The sequence below is a fragment of the Streptococcus marmotae genome, assembly GCF_001623565.1.
Taxonomy (GTDB): domain Bacteria; phylum Bacillota; class Bacilli; order Lactobacillales; family Streptococcaceae; genus Streptococcus; species Streptococcus marmotae.
Window position 1 is genome coordinate 1,706,043 of the sequence record NZ_CP015196.1, and the last position, 22,811, is coordinate 1,728,853.

The 22,811-nt window shown below is 41.1% G+C and carries 20 protein-coding genes and 1 pseudogene; 15 read left to right on the plus strand and 6 right to left on the minus strand.

Annotated features, from left to right (window positions below; genetic code table 11):
- The first annotated feature begins 27 nt into the window (after positions 1–27).
- The 7 genes from A4H00_RS08470 (at position 28) to A4H00_RS08500 (ending at position 6,466) form a co-directional block, all read left to right on the plus strand.
- On the plus strand, positions 28–744 hold the full coding sequence (locus A4H00_RS08470) for an IspD/TarI family cytidylyltransferase (protein WP_067089509.1): 717 nt from the start codon (positions 28–30) through the stop codon (positions 742–744).
- A 12-nt stretch (positions 745–756) separates the two neighbouring features.
- Positions 757–1,845, plus strand: a complete 1,089-nt coding sequence (locus A4H00_RS08475) for an NAD-dependent epimerase/dehydratase family protein (RefSeq protein WP_067089512.1) — start codon at positions 757–759, stop codon at positions 1,843–1,845.
- Positions 1,846–2,040: 195 nt separating this feature from the next.
- Positions 2,041–3,156, plus strand: a complete 1,116-nt coding sequence (locus tag A4H00_RS08480) for a glycosyltransferase (protein WP_067089515.1) — start codon at positions 2,041–2,043, stop codon at positions 3,154–3,156.
- An 84-nt stretch (positions 3,157–3,240) separates the two neighbouring features.
- A complete protein-coding gene (locus A4H00_RS08485; protein WP_067089522.1) occupies positions 3,241–3,423 on the plus strand; it encodes a hypothetical protein in 183 nt (60 codons plus the stop codon).
- Positions 3,413–4,951, plus strand: coding sequence for a lipopolysaccharide biosynthesis protein (locus A4H00_RS08490; RefSeq protein ID WP_067089527.1), 1,539 nt, complete (start codon positions 3,413–3,415; stop codon positions 4,949–4,951). The genes A4H00_RS08485 and A4H00_RS08490 overlap by 11 nt, the downstream gene beginning before the upstream one ends.
- A gap of 552 nt (positions 4,952–5,503) precedes the next feature.
- A complete protein-coding gene (locus tag A4H00_RS08495) occupies positions 5,504–5,989 on the plus strand; it encodes a GNAT family N-acetyltransferase (RefSeq protein WP_067089530.1) in 486 nt (161 codons plus the stop codon).
- Between the two features lie 9 nt (positions 5,990–5,998).
- On the plus strand, positions 5,999–6,466 hold the full coding sequence (locus A4H00_RS08500) for an 8-oxo-dGTP diphosphatase (RefSeq protein WP_067089533.1): 468 nt from the start codon (positions 5,999–6,001) through the stop codon (positions 6,464–6,466).
- 78 nt (positions 6,467–6,544) lie between these two features.
- On the opposite strand, the gene A4H00_RS08505 is transcribed toward A4H00_RS08500, so the two are convergent.
- Positions 6,545–7,794 (minus strand): ISL3 family transposase gene (locus A4H00_RS08505; RefSeq protein WP_099092167.1). Its coding sequence is split into 2 segments (ribosomal slippage): positions 6,545–6,624 and positions 6,624–7,794, totalling 1,251 coding nucleotides; the frame shifts between segments, so codons are not numbered across the junction.
- Positions 7,795–8,132: 338 nt separating this feature from the next.
- On the opposite strand from A4H00_RS08505, the gene A4H00_RS08510 reads away from it, so the two are divergent.
- The gene (locus A4H00_RS08510) at positions 8,133–8,948 is read left to right on the plus strand and encodes a transporter substrate-binding domain-containing protein (RefSeq protein WP_418080445.1); all 816 of its coding nucleotides are present in this window, start codon (positions 8,133–8,135) and stop codon (positions 8,946–8,948) included.
- A gap of 273 nt (positions 8,949–9,221) precedes the next feature.
- On the opposite strand, the pseudogene glgB reads toward A4H00_RS08510, so the two are convergent.
- The 5 genes and pseudogenes from glgB to A4H00_RS08535 all read right to left on the minus strand — a co-directional run bounded on the left by glgB (position 9,222) and on the right by A4H00_RS08535 (position 15,993).
- Positions 9,222–11,064: pseudogene (gene glgB / locus A4H00_RS08515) on the minus strand (1,4-alpha-glucan branching protein GlgB).
- Between the two features lie 155 nt (positions 11,065–11,219).
- Positions 11,220–12,665 (minus strand): glycogen synthase GlgA, encoded by a 1,446-nt coding sequence (gene glgA / locus A4H00_RS08520; RefSeq protein WP_067089536.1) that lies wholly within the window; start codon positions 12,663–12,665, stop codon positions 11,220–11,222.
- Between the two features lie 8 nt (positions 12,666–12,673).
- Positions 12,674–13,789, minus strand: coding sequence for a glucose-1-phosphate adenylyltransferase subunit GlgD (glgD, locus tag A4H00_RS08525; protein WP_067089540.1), 1,116 nt, complete (start codon positions 13,787–13,789; stop codon positions 12,674–12,676).
- A 12-nt stretch (positions 13,790–13,801) separates the two neighbouring features.
- Positions 13,802–14,929 (minus strand): glucose-1-phosphate adenylyltransferase, encoded by a 1,128-nt coding sequence (locus A4H00_RS08530; protein WP_067089543.1) that lies wholly within the window; start codon positions 14,927–14,929, stop codon positions 13,802–13,804.
- A 152-nt stretch (positions 14,930–15,081) separates the two neighbouring features.
- A complete protein-coding gene (locus tag A4H00_RS08535) occupies positions 15,082–15,993 on the minus strand; it encodes a LysR family transcriptional regulator (RefSeq protein ID WP_067089547.1) in 912 nt (303 codons plus the stop codon).
- A 236-nt stretch (positions 15,994–16,229) separates the two neighbouring features.
- Between A4H00_RS08535 and A4H00_RS08540 the strand changes: the two genes are divergently transcribed.
- The 7 genes from A4H00_RS08540 (at position 16,230) to A4H00_RS08570 (ending at position 22,803) form a co-directional block, all read left to right on the plus strand.
- Positions 16,230–17,003, plus strand: a complete 774-nt coding sequence (locus A4H00_RS08540; protein ID WP_067089550.1) for a dihydroorotate dehydrogenase electron transfer subunit — start codon at positions 16,230–16,232, stop codon at positions 17,001–17,003.
- Positions 17,004–17,017: 14 nt separating this feature from the next.
- Positions 17,018–17,968, plus strand: a complete 951-nt coding sequence (locus tag A4H00_RS08545; protein WP_067089554.1) for a dihydroorotate dehydrogenase — start codon at positions 17,018–17,020, stop codon at positions 17,966–17,968.
- Positions 17,969–18,285: 317 nt separating this feature from the next.
- A complete protein-coding gene (pyrF, locus tag A4H00_RS08550; protein WP_067089557.1) occupies positions 18,286–18,981 on the plus strand; it encodes an orotidine-5'-phosphate decarboxylase in 696 nt (231 codons plus the stop codon).
- 27 nt (positions 18,982–19,008) lie between these two features.
- Complete coding sequence (gene pyrE / locus A4H00_RS08555; protein ID WP_067089560.1) at positions 19,009–19,638, plus strand: orotate phosphoribosyltransferase; 630 nt, start codon at positions 19,009–19,011, stop codon at positions 19,636–19,638.
- A gap of 92 nt (positions 19,639–19,730) precedes the next feature.
- Positions 19,731–21,218: a glycosyltransferase family 39 protein gene (locus tag A4H00_RS08560; protein WP_237334197.1), complete on the plus strand. Its 1,488-nt coding sequence runs from the start codon at positions 19,731–19,733 to the stop codon at positions 21,216–21,218.
- Positions 21,215–22,150 carry a glycosyltransferase family 2 protein gene (locus A4H00_RS08565; RefSeq protein ID WP_067089567.1) on the plus strand — a complete coding sequence of 312 codons (936 nt, stop codon included), beginning with the start codon at positions 21,215–21,217 and terminating at the stop codon, positions 22,148–22,150. Before A4H00_RS08560 ends, A4H00_RS08565 begins: the two co-directional genes overlap by 4 nt.
- Complete coding sequence (locus A4H00_RS08570) at positions 22,150–22,803, plus strand: uracil-DNA glycosylase (protein WP_067089570.1); 654 nt, start codon at positions 22,150–22,152, stop codon at positions 22,801–22,803. Before A4H00_RS08565 ends, A4H00_RS08570 begins: the two co-directional genes overlap by 1 nt.
- Positions 22,804–22,811 lie beyond the last annotated feature (8 nt).

Below are 22,811 nucleotides of genomic sequence, written 5' to 3' on the forward strand. Positions count from 1 at the left end.
TATCATGATGGAAAGGGATAAAAGAAGATGAATATAGCAGTTATATTTGCAGGTGGTTCTGGAACAAGAATGCATTCAAAAGATAAGCCGAAGCAATTTTTATTGGTTCACGGCAAACCCATTATTGTTCATACGATTGAATTATTTGAAAACCATCCAGAAATTGATGGAATCGTGGTTGTCTGTATTGAAGAATGGATTCCGTATATGGAGGAGATGAAATACCGCTATCGATTGGATAAGATTTCTGGAATCGTTCCTGGTGGAAGAACAGGGCAACTATCGATTTATAATGGTTTGGTTGCGGCTGAGGAAATCTACGGTAAAGAGGGGAATATCGTCCTAATCCATGACGGAGTCCGCCCTCTTATTACCGAACAGACTATCTCAGATAATATTTCTTCTGTTAAGGAATTTGGCACGGCTGTTACCTGTACAACCGCCAAAGAAACTGTTATTTTGATTAATGACGAAAACGAGGTAGACGAGGTTCCAAGCAGGGAACATTCACGCTTTGCCAAAGCTCCTCAAAGTTTTTGGTTAGCAGATATTTTAGCTGCTCATCACAAAGGCTTGCAGGAAGGAAGAGAAGATTTTATAGATTCCTGTACGATGATGAGGCACTATGGACATACCTTGCATGTCGTTATTGGGCCACATGAAAATATAAAAATTACGACACCAGATGATTTTTATACCTTTAGAGCATTGTACGATGCGAGGGAAAATCAGCAACTAGAATAGGGAGAAAACAGATTGGAAGGACACGGAAATCCGATTTTGCAAGAAGATTTGGACATCATAGCAAATGCGGCTATTGCTGTCGAAGAATTCAAAGATAGTACGGTATTAGTAACAGGTGCTACCGGCTTGGTCGGTGTCAATTTGGTTAGAGCACTTGCTTGTATGAATCGTATTCGTCAGCTCAATATGACGATTTACGCTTTAGTACGAAATCGGCAAAAAGCGCAGATGATCTATGGTGAGCTTCTACAACGAACAGATATTCATCTGATTGAGGCAGATCTTATTGCTGATAGTTTTGGGCAAGAGCTTTCTGTAGTACAATTTGATCATATCATCCATGCAGCGAGTGTGACGACTTCAAAAGTGATGATTGAAAAACCGGTTGAAACAATAATGACCTCTTTAGTCGGTACAAAACGCTTGCTAGACTTGGCCCATCAAGTAAATGCGAAAAATTTTGTCTATATTTCTTCTATGGAAGTGTATGGAACCTTTGATGGTGCTGAAACAAGCATGGTGACAGAAGAGCAGATGGGGTATATTGACCCCTTGGAAGTGAGAAGTAATTATTCTCAGAGCAAGCGCATGTGTGAAAATATGTGTATCGCCTATCATTCGCAATACGGCTTAAATGTCAAAATTGCTCGCTTATCTCAAACGTTTGGTGCTGGAATATTGTCAGGAGAAAATAGGGTTTTTGCCCAATTTGCAAATAGCGTACTAAATAAAAAAGATATTGTTTTACATACAAAAGGCCTGTCTGAAGGAAATTATTGTTATCTGAGAGATACGATAGCAGCGATTTTAGTTATCTTAGTAGATGGAAAAGCTGCTCAAGCCTACAATGTATCAAACGAAGAGACGCATACAACCATTTACGATATGGCAAAAATGGTCTGTGAAGAAATCGCCAATCATGAGATACGTGTAGTGTTAGATATTCCGCAGTCCAATATCTTCGGCTATGCTCCTGATACGAAATTGAAATTAAAAACAGACAAGTTGCAAGCATTAGGCTGGGTTCCTAGTGTTGGACTAAAGGAGGCCTATTTACGTATGATAGAAAGTATTAAATGGGAGCAGGAGCAGCAAGTTTGAGGAATTTCTTACGTTTTACAAGCACGTTCATGATTTCATAGAAGACAAGCTATCTGACTCTCTCATTTTTGATTCGATAGTAGTTGTGGGGTGTGTGCCTATTTATCAGAAGGGCATCTGTCTTTTAGGGAGTAGTGACTTGCTTGCCTAAAGAGATTGTTTACTAGCGTTAAGAATGGACATCAGGAGAATTTCGTGAAGAAAGTATTATATTATACATTTGGTTTAAATAGCGGAGGCGTGGAAAATTATTCTATCAATCTATACAAAAATATAGATAGGAATGAGCTAGACGTTGACATTGTGACTTTTTATCAACGAGAAGAGTTTTTTGACAAGGAGTTAGCTGAGGCAGGTGGTAGGAAGCTCCCTTTAGTGCAGCCACAGACTTATCCTAGATGGAAAGAGCGATTTCTTGCTATGAAAAATTTATATGCACTAGCTAAAACCGGTAAGTATGATGTCGCCTATTTTAATCTTGGGTGGCCTGTTTCGATATTAAAGTATCCTCTGATTTGTCGTTTGGCAGGAATGAAAAAGATAATTATCCATTCGCACAATGGAGGCGGACTCAATATTGGCTTGACTCAGAAAATACTGCTTCACTTTGGTAGAAAAGCAGCTCATCTCATTGCTACAGAAAAGTTTGCTTGTTCTGATAAGGCGGCTGAATGGATGTTTGGGACAACCAAAGGAGTTCACGATATTAAGAATGGCATCGAAGTAGAGCGCTTTCGTTACAAGGACTCTGTTCGCAGGAAGATGAGAGAAGAACTATCTATCGCAAAAGATACCCTCGTTTTAGGGGCGATTGCTCGATTTCATAAGCAAAAAAATCATGCATTTATGCTATCCATGTTTGAAAAGTTGCTTCGTATCCGTCCTGATGCTTGCTTGCTTATGGTAGGAGAAGGGACGTTGAGGCAAGAAATGGAAGCCTTGGCTGAGAAATTACAGATTGCTGATAAGGTTCTCTTTTTAGGAGAGCGAAAAGATACGGAGCGGTTATTACAAGCGATGGATGTTTTGGTGATGCCATCACTTCTTGAAGGTCTGCCGATTGTAGGAATTGAAGCACAGACGGCGGGTCTAAACTGCTTGGTAGCAGATACTGTTTCACAAGAGTTAGATATTACCGGGAATGTAACTTTCCTTCCTTTGGAGGAAGAAGCATGGGTAGAAGTATTGGCCAAGCATGAAGACTATGAGCGCCACGATATGAGCCAGAAGATTCGTGATGCAGGCTATGATAGTCGCCATACAGCTGCTCTGGTACAAAAGATTATCAAAAAAGCAGTCGGAGAGGGCTAATTTGCTCCTCTTGTTCTTTCAATCTTGGACATAGGTATGCTGGGGCAAGAGATAGAAGTTAACATAGAAAGAAAAGGAGTTATCATGAAGATGAATATCGCCATGGCGGCGGATGTTTACTACAAAGACCAGTTAGAAGTAGCGATGAAGTCAATTCTGCTCTACAATCGCAATGTCCACTTCTTTTTGTTGAATAAGGATTTTACGGAACGAAAACAATTCCTATCTAGGAATGAGAACGCTGAGGAGAGTTATCATGAAAACTAGGACGCAGCAAGCTTTGCACAATTCATTCTCTACGATTAGTATATTCTTTCTTCGTCTTATCTTTGAATTTATCAATCGGCTCCTCTTTCTTCGTTTTTTAGGAGTGTATTATCTAGGATTAAATGGGATATTTACGAGTATTTTAGGTACGCTTTCCCTAGCAGAGCTAGGCATTGGGACCTCTATTACCTTTGCTTTGTATAAGCCGATTGCTGAGAGTAAAACAAGGAAGATTGTTGCGTATATGCGCTTGTATCGTGCAATTTATCGCGTGATTGCCTTTATTATATTACTATTAGGCTTGGCTGTCTTACCATTTCTTCCGACCATTTTACAAGAAAGTAGCCTCACGACTGAAGTCATTTCCATTTATCTCTTGTTTTTAATGAATTCTGTTATGGGCTATCTCTTATTTTCTTATAAACAAAGTTTACTAGTGGCTTATCGAGAAAACTACGTGATTTCTTGGATGAATTTTGGTATTATCATTGTTTCTAGTCTGATACAGTGGATAGTGTTGTTTACAACACAAAGCTATCTATTGGTGCGTACCTTGATTTTGCTAACCACGCTTGTCTCGAATCTTCTCATTTCTTACTTAGTTGATAAGCGTCATCCTTTGAACGATGAAGAAATTGAGCCATTAACTCCGTCTGAAAAATCTAGCTTAAAGAAAAATGTATTTGGTAATTTAGCTGGGAGTATCGCCGGTGCGGTTGTATTTAGTACAGATAATATCTTAATGTCTACCTTTATTAGTGTAGCTACAGTAGGACTTTATTCTAATTATACAATTATCACGGGTAGTCTGAACTCTTTCTTATCACAATTGATGGGGTCTCAAAGATCGACCGTGGGCAATTTGGTACACACTTCAGATGGTGAAAAAGTTTATCAGATGTTCAAACGCTATAACTTTTTAAATTTTGCGATTGCCTTTTTATTTTCTTTGTCAATTGTTATATTAATTCAACCATTTATAATGCTTTGGCTTGGAAAAGAGTATTTGCTATCTTCTCGGATTGTCGCGTTACTCAGTGTCTACACGTTTGTTCAAATGTATCGCTATGCTGGATTTGTTTTTTATAATGCATATGGACTTTACTGGGAATCACGGCATAAACCAATTGCAGAAGCTGTGTTGAATTTGACACTCTCCTTACTATTTTTAGCTGTTTTTAAATGGGGAATAGAAGGAATATTACTCGGGACCATTTGTTCGACCTTGCTGACCAATACTTGGTTTGAACCGTATATCATTTTTAAGTATGGTCTAAAAAGGCCAATTACAGAATTTGTATGGACGAACGTGAAACAGTGGGGATTATTTTTTGGAGTCTTGGGACTTATTCATTGGCTCAACACGCTGCTCGTCCTTCCATACGGGCTACTGCCTTGGCTGTGCGCAGCTACTTTAACGGTTCTGGCCTTATCTTCTATCATTTTTCTCGTATACAATAAAAATGAAGAATTCAAATGGTGGTGGCAGTTGCTCACTAGTAGATTTGCAAAACTAATTCGTAAATGAGAGGATGTTTGAAACAAAATGAAAAATGGGAACTAGTATCATAAAATACGGTTAATCGTGATATGATTTGATTTCTTGAATTATTGTCTTTAAACATTGACTCAATTCCCAAAAATGCAGCTATTCCGCTCTCAGAAGTTGATGTATTTGAGGTTTAAAAAAATTTCTAGCAAGATAAGTATTATAAATGTTCGTATATCTTATCTTTGTATTAGGATGTTTGTTGCTACCTGATGCTGGTGTTTTCTATCCCAGTGATACTCTGACGTGAAACCTACTTAAACTCATCTAAGTAATTTCTAGAATGATGAAACAGCTTGGGCTCTTGACTATTGCTGGTATGATGAACGCCGTAATTGTTGGTAGCATAGCTTAAGAAAGTGGTCAATTTATTTGTTAAGAGTTGTAGTGAAAGAAGACTTCGTACTAGATGGGTAGATTGAGGCGTTAGTTTGCTAAAGCTAGCTAAACAAGTAAAAGAGCAGAACTTGTGTTTTCCAAATATTTATCGCATAATAGAGTTACTTACGTGTAATCCAAGGAGGAATTGTGATGCTCACTATAACCCCAATGCTAACGGATAAGGAAAAAGAAGATAAGGCCTATGTTCACTGGAAGTCCTGGCAAGAAGCCTATGCGCACTTGTTACCAAATCATTTCTGGAAAGAGTATACCTTGGAGCGCTGTCGCAAATGGGCTTTTGACTATCCCAATGATGTCTTTGTCGCAAAGATGGAGGATAAGGTTGCCGGCTTTGTTTGCTGCGCAGCTTCTCAGCAGGAAGACTTGGAGAATGCGGGAGAGATTTACGCTATTTATATTTTAGCAGAATATTACGGACAGCAAATCGGTTACCGTTTGATGCAGTTTGCCTTGGAACAGCTGAAGGAGTTTCAACAAGTTTCGCTTTGGGTTTTGGACGGCAATGAACGAGCAATTCGCTTCTACGAGCGTGTTGGATTTCGGTTTGATGGAGTCAGTAAGGTGGTCCATTTAGGCAAGGACATGATTGAAAAAAGAATGATTTATACAGTCTAAGGAGGAAGTATGTCGCGGAAGGAACTGGTTACGCTGACCAATATGTGTTTGATTGAAGATAAAAAGGGGCGAGTGGTCGTTCAGCGCAGAGACCCTAAAGTCTATCGCTGGTCAGGGCTTGCATTTCCTGGCGGACACATCGAAGCTGGTGAGAATTTTCACGATTCGGTTGTCCGAGAAGTCTTGGAAGAAACCGGCTTGACGGTTGAAAATCCTCAATTGGTTGGACTAAAGCATTGGCCAGATAAGGATGGTCATCGCTACATCGTTTTTCTCTATAAGGCGAAGCGCTTTTCTGGTCAACTACAATCAAGCGATGAGGGAGAAGTCTTTTGGTTTCCCAAAACCGAATTACCTCAGATGGATCTGGCTTATGATTTACTAGAGGTTTTAAAGGTTATGGATGATCCAAGCCAGTCAGAATTTTTCTATACACAAAAAGATGAAAATGGAGAATGGGATAAGCATTTTCGGTAATCAGTGAGCAAGTCTAGAAGAGATACTGGGCTTGCTTTTATTTTGGGCTCTTTGTCAACTGTAGTGGGTAGATGTCAGCTAACATCTAGAGAGGACCAAGTTGGTCTTCTCTTTTTTGATATTGATGGCAATCAAAATCCGCTTTTTGAAGTTTTCATCTTCCGAAATCCAAAGGCATTACGCTTGATGACTTTGATAAGATTATTGGTAGCTTCCAATTTAGCGTTGGAATAAGGCAATTCCAAGGCGTTTAAAACCTTGTCCTTATCCTTTAGAAACGTCTTAAATACCGTCTGGAAAATAGGGTTAACAGTGGCTATTTCTTGCTCAATTAGGTCAAAGAAATGATCTGAGTTTTTCTCTTGGAAATGGAATAAAAGAAGTTGATAGAGTTCATAATGTTGTCGTAACTCATCTGAGTAGGATAGGAGCTTGTCTAAGATTTCCTTATTGGTCAAATGCATGCGAAAAGTAGGGCGATAAAACCGCTTGTCACTGAGTTTACGGCTATCTTGTTGTACCAGTTTCCAGTAGCGTTTGAGCGTCTTGTATTCATGCGATTTGCGGTCAAAAGCATTCATGATTTGGGTACGGACACGGTTCATAGCACGGCTGAGATGTTGCACAACGTGGAAACGATCAAGCACGATTTTAGCATGAGGAAAAAGTTGTTTGGCTAGTTGATAGTAAGGGCTAAACATGTCCATAGTGATGAATTTAACGCGGTTTCTGACCTGTCTAGGGTATCTCAGAAAGTGATTTCGGATGGTAGCTTGCGTTCTTCCATCAAGGATAGTGATGATGTTATTTGTGTCAAAATCTTGAGCGATAAAGCTCATTTTCCCTTTCTTGAAGGCATACTCATCCCAGGACATGATTTCTGGAAGCTTAGCCCAATCCGTTTCAAACTTAAACTCATTGAGTTTTCGAATAACTGTAGATGTAGAAATGGAGAGTCTGTGTGCGATATGTGTCATTGCTTGCTTTTCGATGAGTAATTGTGCGATTTTCTGGTTGACAGCGACAGATATTTGATGGTTCTTCTTAACAATAGGAGATTCAGCGACCGCCATTTTCCTACATTCCTTGCATTTGAAACGACGCTTTCGAAGGCGGATAAGTAGCGGATAGCCAGCAGTTTCTAAGTAGGGGATTTTAGAGGCTTTTTGGAAGTCGTACTTAGCCATTTGTCCCTTGCAGGAAGGGCATTTAGGGGCTGTGTAATCCAAGTGACCGTGGAGTTCTAAGTGTGTTCCCATGTCGCATTCATTAGTGATATTTTTGTCTTTCATTTTGAGAAAATTTGTGATAAGATTTAGTTGTTCCATATGAGTCTTTCTAAATGATAGTTTTGTCGCTTTTCATTATAGGTCATATGGAACTTTTTTTCCACATTGAAAAAGGTTCCATAATCTCTGCGGCGGGCGTACCCACTACAGATATTATAGAGCCTTTATTTTTAGATTAAGCACAAATTTACATTTTTTAAAAGATATGAATAAAAATACAATTAATGGTTGACAGATGAATAAAAATGCTTTATAATGAGAATATCTTTTGAAAAAAGGAGAAAATGGGATGAAAATGAAAGAAAAAGTCCGATGATATTACAGATTTAGTAATATCGATGATCGTCATAATGTTTGAATAGAAAAGAGGAAGAAAAATGAAATTGAAAAAAATGATGACAGCAGCAGTAGCTCTTGTAGCGGGTTTGAGTTTGGCAGCGTGTGGTGGTGCTAGCAAGGATACAGGAAAGGACTCTTTAGAAAAAATCAAAGAAAAAGGCACCTTGGTAGTGGCGACCAGTCCAGACTATGCACCGTTTGAGTTCCAAACTTTAGTTGAAGGGAAAAATAAGGTTGTTGGAGCGGATATTCTGTTGGCAGAAAAATTGGCAGAACAATTAGGAGTGAAATTGGAAGTTTCATCAATGAACTTTGATAATGTCCTAAATAGTGTGCAAAATGGCAAGGCTGATATTGCTATTGCAGGACTATCTGTGTCTGAAGAACGTTTGAAGGTATTTGACTTTTCAGAAGCCTATTACAAGGTAAAGGACATGCTCTTGGTAAAACAAGATGCTGTTAAGAGTTTTGGATCGATAGAGAGTTTAGCGGGTAAAAAAATAGCTGTTCAAAAAGGAACAACCCAAGAAATTTATGCAAAAGAGCAATTGAAAGATTCAAGCATCATCTCGCTTACTCAAATGGGAGAAGCTATTAATGAGTTGAAATCTGGTCAAGTTGATGCTGTTTTATTGGATTCTCCAGTCGCATTGGGCTACACCTCTCAAAATAAGGATCTTGCTACTGCAGATATTGCATTTCCAGAGACTGAAGCGAATACAAAGGCTATTGCCATGTCAAAAGATAGTGGCGAATTAAAGACAGAAATCGATAAGATTATTAAAGGGCTTGTGGAGAGTGGTGAGTATGAAACTTACTTGAAAGAAGTTGCCAAATATACAGCAGTTGAATAAACAAAGCCCCCAATCCAGAAGGTGGATTGGGGGTATGTGTGTCTAGCAAAGATACAGAGGTCTCACTCCCTCAGCTAACCTCCGTTACCCCTGCGATTTTTAAGGGGCGAGTTGTGCTCGTTCTATTTCCAGCCTTCCACAATTCTCAATTGTGGAAGCTAGTCAGATGTTGATTTTTATAGAGTGTCAAATATAGTTGCAAGAAAGTTACGATATTGAGCGTTTCTAATCTGGCTATTAAAGAGGAGTGAATCTTAGCGGTTATTATACGTCTTATTTTTTAGTTCCTAGTTCGCTGATTCGCTCGAGGTAATAGGTGGTCAGGCGTGGTATAGTGATACGTGATCCATTTTCATCTGCTTTAATGGTGAATCCTTCTGTTGGAATGGTGTTGGAAGAAAAAAACTAGTCGGTACTCAGCTCCTTCTGGGAGATCCAACGGTAAATCGTAAATTTCCTGGTCATTGAAGTTATTGACCACTAGGATTTCTTCGTCATCGCTATAACGGCAAAAAGCGTAACAGTTAGCTTCTTCTACAATCTTAGCCCATTTAAATCCTTTTTCATGAGCTTGATAGTCATACTTCCAAAAAGCGTCGTGTTTGCGGTAAAAAGTAGTAAGGCTCTTCATCATTTGAGCAAAGGATTGGTGCGTTGGGAAGTCGAGCAAGTTCCAGTCCATTTGAGTATACTCATGCCATTCGCGAATATGGCCCCATTCATTTCCCATAAAGAGTAGTTTTTTACCTGGATGGGCAAAGAAATAACTATAATAAGCACGCGCCAGATGGAATTTGTCTTCGTAGCTACCATTCATTTTGTTGACAATGGAGCCTTTTCCATGAACGACCTCATCATGGGAGAGAGGGAGAATGAACTGTTCACTTTGATTGTAGTACATTCCAAATGTGATTTCCTTGGCATGGTGCTTGCGGAAAATAGATGGCCGTTCCATGTGTTTCAAGGTATCATTCATCCAGCCCAAGTCCCATTTCATATCAAAGCCAAGTCCGCCTTCTTCAAGGGAATGGGTAACTTTTGGATAACTCGATGAGTCTTCAGCGATCATCACCACACCCTTGTATTCGGTATGAATCAAGGCATTGACCCGTTTGATAAAATCAATAGCTGTGTGGTTGAGCTTGTCGTCTTCTGTTTCTCCACGCCAATAGAGGAGGTAAGACAGAGCGTCCACTCGAATACCGTCAAAATGAAATTCGTTTAGCCAGTATTTGATATTGGATAGGAGGAAGGAGCGTGTGACACCTTTTCCAAGGTCAAAATTAGCTGTACCCCACTGCCGGTTTTCTCGGTCGCTCTCAATTTCGTATTCATAGAGCCAGCTACCGTCAAATTGGTAGAGCCCATGGGCATCCTTGCAGAAGTGGAGTGGTACCCAGTCAAGGATAACACCAATTCCTGCTTGGTGGCATTGGTCAATGAGGTATTTTAACTCGTCTGGCTTGCCGTAACGACTAGTTGGACTGTAGTAACCTGTCACTTGGTAGCCCCAAGAAGCGTCTAGTGGATGCTCTGTGATGGGCAAGAGTTCAATATGGGTAAACTGATGCTCTTTGACATAGTCGATGAGCAGGGGTGCTAGCTCTTTATAGGTGTAAAAAGGATTTGCACCGCCTTCAGCTGCAAACTTTTGCTTCCAAGAGCCTAGATGGACTTCATAGACAGAAAAAGGTGCTTCTTTAAAGTCATAGTTGACTCGCTCGTACATCCATTTTTCATCGGAAAATACATAATTAGAATAGTAAGTGGTTGATGCGGTATTAGGACGGAGTTGGCTAAAGAAAGCATAGGGATCTGCCTTATAGAGTTCTCTGCCATCATGGGTCACGATGAGATACTTATAGTCTTCTAGTGACTGCAGGCCATTGATATAGAGTTGAAAAACACCGTCTAGTTCGCGTTGCATAGGATGGGTCTTTTGCCAGTTGTTAAAGGAACCTATGACAAAGACGCTTTGAGCGTTGGGCGCCAAAACACGAAATTCGGTACCAAGGATTGTCTCTTCCTCCTTGATGATGTGGGCCCCTAATTTTTCATAAAGACTGGTATGTTCACCAGTATGTAAATAGTATAGGTCAAGATCTGTGAAGGTCATAAATTTTACTCCCGCATAGTTGATTCGATTATCCTTGAAGCTGAAAAAGCATAGACAGATAACAGTCAACTACTGCGTTATTCTGTTTTTACGAATTCTGCTAAGAGCGACTGGATTTTCTACCCAGCCGCTCTATAGTATGTAGTTGTCAAAGTTTAATATGTTATTTCGTTATAGAGATCAATATAGCGTTTGGCGGATGCTGTCCAGCTGACGTCTGTTGTCATGGCCTGACGAACTAGTTGCTGCCAATCTTCTGGACGATTATAGTAGGTATCAAGGGCCAAATCGTAAACTTGCTTCATATTGTAGGCATCTTTGCCCCAGAAGCTAAAGCCACGCCCTTCTTTGGTTATTTCATTGTAAGGAAGGACGGTGTCGCGCAAGCCCCCGGTCTCACGGACAAGTGGGAGTGTACCGTAATGCATGGAAATCAGTTGGCTGATGCCGCATGGTTCAAACATAGATGGCATGAGAAAGAGGTCACTCGCTGCATAAATCTGGTGTGCTAGAGGCTCATTGTAGCCTTGATAGAAGGCGAACTTATCTGGATGAGCATGCTTGAAGTAGTGGAAGGCATTTTCGATGTCCGCTTCTCCATTTCCAAGAATGACAAATTGTACATGAGCTTGTAAGAGTTGGTTGAGGACTTCTGTCAAGAGATAGAAGCCTTTTTGCCAGGTTAGGCGAGATACGATACCAACTAAGATGACGTGTTCATCTTGCGGTAAGCCAAACTGGGCTTGAAGGGCTAGTTTATTCGCCTTTTTATCGTGAATGGATTTCAGTGAGTAGTGATGTGACAGGTACTCATCTGTCTGGCTATTCCAGGTATCGTAGTCAATTCCATTGACAATTCCTAATAGGTCATGGCGACGCAATTCTAAGACATGTTGCATATTTTCGCCAAATTCTTCTGTCAGGATTTCTTGGGCATAGGTTTCAGATACAGTAGTCACCTTGTCTGCGTAGAGAATCCCTAATTTCATAAAGCTGATACAGTCATCATGGAAGCGTGCGATGCCGTCTACGTAGTAGCTGTAATCCATTCCTAAAGCTGACCAGAGAGCTTGTTTGTTAAAAATTCCCTGGAAGGCTAGATTGTGAATGGTAAAGACATGCTTGATGGCACGAAATTCTTCACGATAGCTATAAAAAGTCCGACATAGAAATGGAATGGCAGCCGTGTGCCAGTCATGGGTATGAATGACATCTGGGAAGAAGTGGAGTGCTTCTAACAAGCGACAGGTCGCATGCTGGAAGAATCCAAAGCGCATGGCGTCGTCATCGTAGCCGTAGAGATCTTTGCGTTCAAAAAAATCACGGTGTTCGATAAAGTAGAAGGTAACTCCATCCAGCACTTGTTGGTAGACGTTGGCCATAGACTGGATATCGCCTGCTCGTACATCAAAACTCGAAACATAGTCAAAGTCTGAGTGATTATTGATAGCGATTTTAAGGTAGAGTGGTAGAACAACTCGGACATCCATTCCTTGTTTGACCAATTCTTTTGGTAGGGAGCCAATTACATCAGCTAATCCACCTGTTTTGATAAAAGGAAGACCTTCTGAAGCGACAAAGAGAACAGATTTTTTGGACATAGTTCCTCCTAGATAACTTGATAGGCTTTTAGATAGGCAGGTGCAGTCGCACTTCCTTTAATGTCAACTGGGTGGATAATAGTAGTTGATTTATCAACAATGGCATTTTCGATATTAGCACCGCTCTTAATGGTTACACCGTTTAGAATGATAGAGTTTTTAATCACAACACCTTCTTCGATGACCACATCCCGGTCGATAACAGAATTTTCTACTTGACCGTTGATATTTCCGCCATTTGAAATCAAGCTTCGTTTGACATCTGCCAGTGGTCCGTAAAGACATGGAGAGCTATCGCTTGTTTGTGTATGGATTGGCCAGTTGTGCTTGAAGAGTAATTTCCGTGTGTCTGGGTCAATGAGGTCAAGCTGCGTTTGGAAATACGCTTCAACAGTATTGATACAAGCAACAAAATCGCGATGGGCGTAGCCGACAATCTTGTATTGGTTGACAACGTCTCGTAAAATGTCTTTAAGCCAGTAAAGAGAAGAAACTTTATTGGCACGTTTGATTAGTTCAACAAAGAGCGTTCGTTTCATGAAGTAGGCTTCAAGGGAAACAGGGCGGTTCTTGTATTTACCGTGATTTTCTTCAAATTCAATAATCCGCTTGTCTTCGCCAAATTTGAGAGTTTGGCAGCCGATGAAGTTCTCCTTGGCATTGGTAACGTTTTTATACAAGACAGTGATATCGGCTTGGGTTGCCAAGTGCTCATCTAGTAATTTTGAGTAGTCTTGGCTGTAGATAAAGTAGGACGGCGCAATCAGGACATATTCCTTGTTTGAATTTTCAATATAGTGGATATGGTCTGAGAAGGCCTTAATATCGTGTTGATAAATTGAATTAAAATCTGTTGCGCTGTTGAGCAAGCGTAATTTTCCACGTTTGCTGTTGATATTGTAATGTTTACCAGTTCCGACGTGCTGAATGGTTGAGCGCATTTTTACAGGCATATAAACCTGAAAATCATTGATTCCAGAGTTGGACATGTTGGACAAAACAAAGTCGATTAAGCGGTAGCGCCCCAGGAAACCAAAGGCTTGAACGCCACGGTGATCCATGACATCTCCAAAATGCACATTATTTCCTTCGATATTGACAATTCCTAATGTATTTCTTAGCATGGTAATCCTTTCTTACTTGCTTATGTTTTTATCAATCAAGAGAATAGAGTCAGCAGTACCGGATAGTTTAGTTCCTTCTGCAATCTTCACATTTTCCGCGACAATGGCATAATCTAATTGCACATTTTCACCAATCGTAGCGCCAGGTAGTAGGACAGAATTTTTTACGGAAGCTCCGTGGTTAACCAGTACATTTGTTGAAATAACAGAATGTTCAACACTTCCTTCGATAATTGCACCCTTGTCGATATAAGCACTACGGACAGTTGCGTTTGAACCGATAACTTGGGCAGGAGAACCAGAATCTTCTGAGTAGATTCTCCAAGATGAATCAGATAGGTCTAAGTCATCGGCATGGTCAATCAAGTCCATGTTCGATTCCCAAAGGCTGTTGACAGTTCCTACATCCTTCCAGTAGCCACGGAATGGGTGAGCATAGAGGCGTTTGCCATCTGCCAAGTATTTTGGAATAATATCGTGACCAAAGTCGTGTGATGACGTATCTAGCTTATCATCTTCAAGAAGATATTTCCGGAGGGTCTTCCAAGTAAAAATGTAAATTCCCATTGAAGCGAGATTGCTTTTTGGCTTAGCTGGTTTTTCTTCGAATTCTTCGATGCGGTACTGGCTATCGGTATTCATGATACCAAAGCGTGATGCTTCTTTCATTGGGACTTCGATAACGGCAATCGTTGCATCTGCTTCGTTTTGGATATGAGTGTCCAGCAATTTATCATAGTTCATCTTATAGATGTGGTCACCAGATAAGATGAGGATATATTCTGGATCGTGCAAGTCAACGAAGTCGATGTTTTGTGTAATAGCATCGGCTGTCCCTTTGTAGAGACCGAATCCTTCAATTTTTTCACTTGGAGGAAGCACAAAGACACCAGAGCCTTGAACGTCTAGTCCCCAGCGTTGAGATTGGGCAACGTAAGAGTTGAGTAGGACAGGCTCGTATTGTGTTAAAACACCAACAATATCAATTCCCGAGTTTGCACAATTACTGAGCGGAAAGTCAATGATACGATATTTTCCACCGAATGCAACAGCAGGTTTTGCAACCTTTTGGGTCAAGCCTTCCAAGCGCGTTCCACGTCCGCCGGCAAGAATCATTGCCAATAATTTATTTTGTGCCAAGATAAATCACTCCTTATATATAAGATAGACTTATTATAGCATAAATAAAAACATAATGGAAGCGTTTTCCGAAAGAATAGACGAATTATTTTCATTTTTTCTTGCGATACGCTTTCACTATGTTTTAAAAAAGTTTTTTTGATGAGTAGAAGCTAGTTTCCATCAAATTTGACTTCTTCTAGGAGATAGGTAATAAATTTTTCGCCCATTTCAGAAAGAGTAGTTTTCTCATGCTGAATGTAGACTAATTCAATCTCGTCATCGTAGTCAAGAGGAATCGAGACAATATTATCACCATTTAAATTGGAATTTAGAATCCCTGTAGCAATCGTGTAGCCGTCTAGTCCGATTAGTAGGTTGAATAGGGTTGCACGGTCGGAGACAACAATTGATTTTTTATGGTGTTCTTGAGAGAGAATCTCTTCTGAGAAGTAGAAAGAATTGTGGATTCCTTGCTCGTAGCTGAGGTAGGGAAAATCTGCCAAATCTTCCAGGCTAATGAGTTCTTTTTGGGCGAGGGGATTGGTCTTGCTGACAAAGACATGGGGTCTTGCTGTAAAGAGGTGGGTATGGCTTAGGCGGTGGTCATCAAGTAGCTTTAAGAGGACATCTCGGTTAAAGCTATTTAAAAAGAGGACACCAATTTCAGAACGGAAATTTTTCACATCATCAATAATTTCCCAGGTCCGTGTTTCCCGTAAAAAGAGTTCGTAGTCTTCCATATCTGTTTCTTTTAGCAGAGAAACAAAGGCGTTAACTACAAAAGCGTAATGCTGTGAAGAGACACTAAAGAGTTGGCGTTTTGCGCCGGGATTTTTATAGCGTTCTTCTAGGAGTTCAGTCTGCTCCACGACTTGTCGAGCATAGGAGAGAAATTCCATACCGTCTCTGGTCAAGGTAATGCCTTTGGGATTGCGGTAAAAAATGTCAATGCCCATTTCTTTTTCTAAATCGCGAACAGCGTTGGATAGGCTAGGCTGGGTGATAAAGAGTTGTTTTGCAGCTTCGTTCATGCTGCCTGTTTCAGCGATTTTAATGATGTAGTGTAATTGTTGGATTCTCATACCTCTATTGTAACATGATTTGACAAAAAAAGGCGAAAAATGTATAATGCAAGATAAGAAAACCTTTAATTGAGTCCAGAGAGGCAAAAAAGGCGAATACAGATACAAAGAGAATAGGTGTTTTCCGTACCAAGCTATTTGTTAGACCAAAGCAGGTCTGTCGGTTTGGAAGGTCATGTTCTCATTCTTTTCGTGTAACCTTGCCTCTGGCAGGGTTATTTTTTGTAGGAGGAAGTATGATTCTAAAAGAGATAATGACCGTTGTTCGGCAAGATTGTTTAGCCCCGAAAATATTTTCTCTGGTTCTAAAAGGAGAAATGGTGAGAGAGATGAAGCCTGGTCAATTCCTTCATTTGCGGGTACCAGATCAGGCCATGCTTCTCCGACGTCCCATTTCGATTTCAGAAATTGATGTTGATCGGCAAGAAGCCCGTTTGATTTACCGAGTGGAAGGTCAGGGAACCGCTGTTTTTTCTCAGATGCAGGCAGGCGATGAGATTGATGTCATGGGGCCGCTTGGAAATGGCTTTTCTCTTGATCATCTAGAATCAGGTCAAACGATTCTTATCATCGGAGGCGGCATTGGTGTCCCTCCCTTGGTGGAACTTGCTAAACAAGCTCATCAAAGAGGAATTAAGGTGGTTTCTGTAATTGGGTTTGCCAATCGTCAGGCGGTCATTTTAGAAGAGGAATTGCAACGCTACGGTCAAGTATTTGTCACGACGGATAATGGTAGCTATGGTCAAAAAGGCTATGTTTCGACAATCGTTGATGACTTGTCCCAAGCGTTTGATGCAGTTTATGCCTGCGGAGCGCCGGCTATGATGACCTATGTGGACCAGCGTTTTGAAGATCATCCGCATGCTTATCTCTCTCTTGAGGCTCGTATGGCCTGTGGAATGGGAGCTTGCTACGCCTGTGTAGTTCGTCCTAAAGGTGGCAAGGAACATGAAAATAAGCGTGTCTGTAAGGAAGGTCCCGTCTTTCCAACAGGTAGTCTTGTATTGTGAGAAAGGAGCATGAGATGACAGAAAATCGTTTGAAAATCTCCCTACCAGGACTTGACTTGAAAAATCCGATTATCCCAGCTTCAGGCTGTTTTGGTTTCGGTCAGGAATACGCAGACTATTTTGATTTGAATTGCCTTGGCTCCATTATGATTAAGGCGACGACCCAAGCACCTCGCTATGGCAATCCAACGCCACGAGTGGCTGAAACGCCGTCTGGGATGCTCAATGCCATTGGTCTACAAAATCCCGGTGTCGATGCGGTTCTTGCAGAGAAACTACCGTGGCTTGCACAGCATTTTCCAGATCTTCCCATTATCGCAAATGTCGCTGGCTTCTCCAATGAAGAATATGCCTATGTGGCTGGAAAAATTTCCCAAGCTAAGAATGTAAAAGCAATCGAACTAAATATTTCCTGTCCCAATGTAGATCACGGCAATCATGGTCTCTTGATTGGTCAGGTGCCAGAATTAGCCTATGAAGCGGTGAAAGCCGCGGTGGCAACCTCCAGCGTGCCTGTCTATGTCAAATTGACTCCTAGTGTGGCAGATATTAGCTTACTGGCAAAAGCAGCAGAAGATGCAGGAGCAAGTGGCTTGACCATGATTAACACCCTAGTGGGGATGCGGTTTAATCTAAAAACTCGCAAGCCAATTATTGCCAATGGGACAGGCGGTATGTCAGGCCCTGCGGTCTTTCCTGTTGCACTAAAGCTGATTCGTCAAGTGGCTCAAGTAACGGATCTTCCTATTATTGGCATGGGCGGGATTGATTCTGCTGAAAAAGCGATTGAGATGATGATTGCGGGCGCTTCAGCCATTGGTGTTGGGACAGCCAATTTTACTGATCCCTTTGCTTGTCCAAGCATTATCGAGGATTTGCCAAGGGAAATGGACAAATATGGTATCACAAGCTTGGAAGACTTGCGCCGTGACATTCGTCAGGAATTAAGAGGAGGACGGCTGTAAATCAGATAGTAGTTGGCTGTATCCAACTACTGCACAGTTGATGTTACCATTGTCCTTACACCGGAAATGAAAAAGACGTGACTTTATGCGCAGTGTCAGTTGACAAACGTTAGATAAATGAGTATACTAGATACAATCAATAATCATTTTATTACCATTATCTTGTGCCATAATGAAATGAAGAGCGATAGTAACAACAAACCTTTAACTCAGTCCAGAGAGGCTAGAAAGGTGTTCATGGTGAAAGAGGGTTTCTCCCTCCTTTTCGTGCAACCTTGTCTAGTTAGACAAGGTTATTTTTGTAGAGAGGAAAGAATATGAGAGAAAAACGTCCAGTGATTGCTCTTGATTTTCCAGATTTTGAACAGGTTAAAGCGTTTTTAGACCTTTTTCCTAGTGATAAAAGTCTGTATGTCAAGGTCGGCATGGAATTATATTATGCGGCTGGTCCAGAAATGATCCGTTATATCAAGAATTTGGGGCATAGCATTTTCCTAGATTTGAAACTGCATGATATCCCAAATACCGTCGAATCAGCTATGCGAGTTCTAGCAGATTTGGAAGTTGATATGACAAATGTGCATGCGGCTGGTGGTGTCGAAATGATGAAAGCAGCTAAGCGTGGCTTGGGGGAATCAGCCATTTTGATAGCGGTGACCCAGTTGACTTCGACTTCTGAAGAGCAGATGCAAGCAGACCAAAATATCCAAAGCAGTTTACAAGAATCAGTCTTACATTATGCTCAAAAGACCTATGAGGCTGGATTAGACGGTGTGGTATGTTCGGCTCAGGAAGCGGCAGCTATCAAGCAAGTGACTTCTGAAGACTTTGTTTGTTTGACCCCGGGGATTCGTCCGAAGGGTGCAGCAGTCGGAGACCAGAAGCGAGTGGTCAGTCCAGCAGATGCCTATCGGATTGGGAGTGACTATATCGTTGTCGGTCGTCCGATTACGCAGGTAACAGACCCTGTTCAAGCCTACCGCGCTATTTATAAAGAATGGAACCAACTATAGAATACAGGAATCAAAAAGGAGTACATGATGACATTATCAAGAGAAATTGCAGCACACTTGCTCGATATTAAGGCCGTATATTTGCAACCAGAAGAACCATTTACTTGGGCTTCAGGCATTCAATCACCAATTTACACAGATAATCGTGTGACGCTTTCTTATCCAGACACACGTACCTTGATTGAAAATGGCTTTGTTGAAAAAATTAAAGAAGAATTTCCAGAAGTGGAAGTCATTGCAGGAACTGCAACTGCAGGGATTCCTCACGGAGCGATTATTGCAGACCGAATGAACTTGCCATTTGCTTATATCCGCAGCAAACCAAAAGACCACGGAGCAGGCAATCAGGTAGAAGGTCGCATCGTGAAAGGGCAAAAGATGGTCGTGATTGAAGACCTGATTTCGACTGGCGGTTCTGTACTTGATGCAGTAGCAGCAGCAGAGCGTGAGGGTGCAGATGTCTTGGGTGTAGTCGCTATTTTCACCTACGAATTGCCAAAGGCGGATGCTAATTTTGAGCAAGCAGGTGTGAAATTGGTTACCCTATCAAACTATACTGAGCTGATTAAGGTAGCCAAGGTACAGGGCTATATCAATGCAGATGGTTTGACATTGCTGAAGAAATTTAAGGAAAATCAAGAAACTTGGCAGGATTAGTTCTGTTTTCAAACATTGTGGAGCTGGACAGTTTATCAGCTCCCTTTTTGTAACAATAGAAATCTTTTATCAAAAATGCTATAATGAGCAGTATGTATCAGTTATTTTTTAAGTATCTGCAAAAAATAATGTGGCTTCTGCTTTTGTTTTGGCTAGCGGTTGTGATTAAGCATTTACTAGCTCTGCCTTGGATTGGGATAGGTCTTACGATCGTTATTTTCCTTCTCTATCTTGTCAAAAAAGAGCTGCTGGGTAAGGCTTATGCCTATGCCATGCGTCATAAAAAAGTCTTGTTGACCCTTGCACTGCTGTTTCAAATTGCGGTAGTGTTATCTGCTAATCTGCTGGTTAGGCGAGATGCTGCGGTAGTCATCACAGGGGCTTTACATCTGATAGAAGAGCAATCAATATCCAATTATCTGACACGAAATCCCAATAATCTGGCCATGTTTTTATATGCTAGAGGACTCTATCATCTGTTTGGAAAGGCGACCATTTGGGTACTCCAAGTTTTAGGAATCCTTTATATGAATGGGACGGCTTATATTCTGTACCGAGTTGGTCGTGATTTCTTTAGTCAGCGAGTTGCGGATATGTTTTTTGGTCTCTACCTGCTCTTACTTGGTTTTTCACCCTACGTCATTCAAACCTACACGGATATTACATCTCTTCCATTTTTGGCGGGCCAGCTTTATATAATGGTTGCCTTGCTGAAAGAAAAATGTTCTGTCAATCAAGGCTTGATTGGGCTAGGAGTAATCACAGCAGTTGCTAGTCTTCTTCGACCAACTGCCCTGATTAGTGTGATTGCCTTTAGTATGGTCTTGTTTTTGAAGGGAAACTGGCAACGGTTTATCCATGCGATGGTTGTCTTGGGTTGTAGTTTTGGGCTAGTCTTTGGTAGCCTGAGCTATGGAATGAATCAGCAGGAAGAAGTAAGGATCATTCATGATGAAACCTTGGCAAAGGGACTGACAACCTTTATCAATCTAGGTTTAACCTATTCAGGAACGGATCAAGAAGATATGAAAAAAGGGTTGTTGCAGTATCTTCCTGTAGAACGTAGAAGTGATTACAATAATGGCATGTTTGCTCAAGTAAACGAAATCAAAGAAATCAAGCGTCGCCTCCATGCCTATACGCCTGTTTCTTTCATGGACCATTTAGGCTACAAGCTGAAAAATACGTTATACGATGGAGCCTTAAATTGGTTGTATACCAAGCCTGAAGATGAGAAAACGCCCTTGATTTCACCACTCTATGTCTATACCAAGGATAATGTGGTTGCAGAAGTTGTTCGCCAGTCAGTTATTCAGTATGACGGGAGGTATTATGTTGCTTACAAAGCGATAAAACAAGTTGTTTGGCTCGTGACCGTTATTGGCTTATTTGGGGCGGTGTGGCGCTATCGGTCAGATGATGTCATGAATTTTTTAAGTTTGGGGATTTTTGGTGGCATTCTATTTCTCATGATATTTGAGGGAGGAAAGACGCGGTATTTACTACAGTTTTTCCCACAGATTGTATTGCTATCAAGCCTTGGCTTAACAAGGATGTTTAAAAAGGAAAGGAAGCTATGATTTCAGTCATTGTCCCTTGCTTTAATGAAGAAGAAGCAATTCCGATTTTTTACCAGGAAATGGAGAAAGTCCGTCAGGAAATGGCGGAAGATTTTGAATACCTCTTTATCAATGATGGCTCTAAAGACCGTACCTTAGAGGTATTACGTGATTTGGCGAGTCAAGATGAAGCTGTCCAGTACCTGTCTTTTTCAAGAAATTTTGGAAAGGAAGCGGCACTTTATGCAGGTCTAAAAGAAGCAAAGGGTGATTTGGTGACGGTCATGGATGTAGACTTGCAAGATCCGCCTGAACTGCTGATTGAAATGAAGGCTATGCTAGACAGCGATGCTGATTTGGATTGTGTTGGAACACGTCGTGTTAATCGAGTTGGCGAGCCACCTATCCGGAGCTTTTTTGCGACTCTTTTCTACAAGTTGATGAATAGAATTAGTCAGGTTGAAATAGTTGACGGAGCTCGTGATTTTCGCTTGATGCGACGCCACATGGTCGATGGAATTTTAGAAGTGTCAGAGTATAACCGCTTTTCAAAGGGGATTTTTGCTTGGGTTGGCTTTGAGACGAAGTATCTGCCCTATGAAAATGTCGAACGTGTGGCTGGTGAGACCAGTTGGTCTTTCTGGAAATTACTGTCGTATTCCATTGAAGGAATGATTAATTTTTCAGAAGTTCCTCTGAATGTCGCCTCCTATCTTGGATTTTTGACCTTTCTCTTTTCTCTCTTGATGATGGGAGTGATTGTGTTTAAAACGCTTGTGTTTGGCGATCCAACAATCGGTTGGCCATCAACGATTTGTATCATTTTATTTTTAGGCGGTTTGCAGCTAATGACTATTGGAATTTTAGGAAAATACGTCTCAAAAGTCTTTCTAGAGACCAAGAAACGTCCGATTTATTTAGTCAAAGAAAGAAGTAAGAAAAAGGAATCATAATGGACCATTCGACCTGGCATGAATTAATCAAACAGCAGCTCCCTGAAGGGTATTTCGGGAAAATCAATCACTTTTTGGATTTTGTCTACGGACAAGGAGTAGTGTATCCGCCGAGGGAAAAAGTGTTTACTGCCATTCAGACCACAGCTTTAGAAGATGTCAAGGTGGTCATCTTGGGGCAGGATCCCTATCATGGTCCCAAGCAGGCACAAGGCTTGAGTTTCTCCGTGCCCAATGATTTGCCAGTACCACCCTCTCTACAAAATATCTTAAAAGAACTGGCAGATGATGTGGGTGAAAAAGTCCAGCACGATTTGACACCGTGGGCGGAGCAGGGAGTTTTACTCCTCAATGCTAGTTTGACCGTTCCTGCTGGACAGGCCAATGGCCATGCTGGACAAATTTGGGAGCCCTTTACGGATGCCATTATCAAGGTGGTCAATCAAAAAGAAAGCCCAGTTGTCTTTATTCTCTGGGGGTCGTATGCACGTAAGAAAAAGTCTTTAGTGACCAATCCTCAGCATTTTGTTATTGAATCAGCTCACCCAAGTCCCCTGTCAGCTTATCGTGGTTTTTTTGGCAGCAAGCCTTTTTCACGAACCAATCACTTTTTAGAAAACAAGGGACTAACGCCAATTAACTGGCTTTTGTAGGAGGAAAG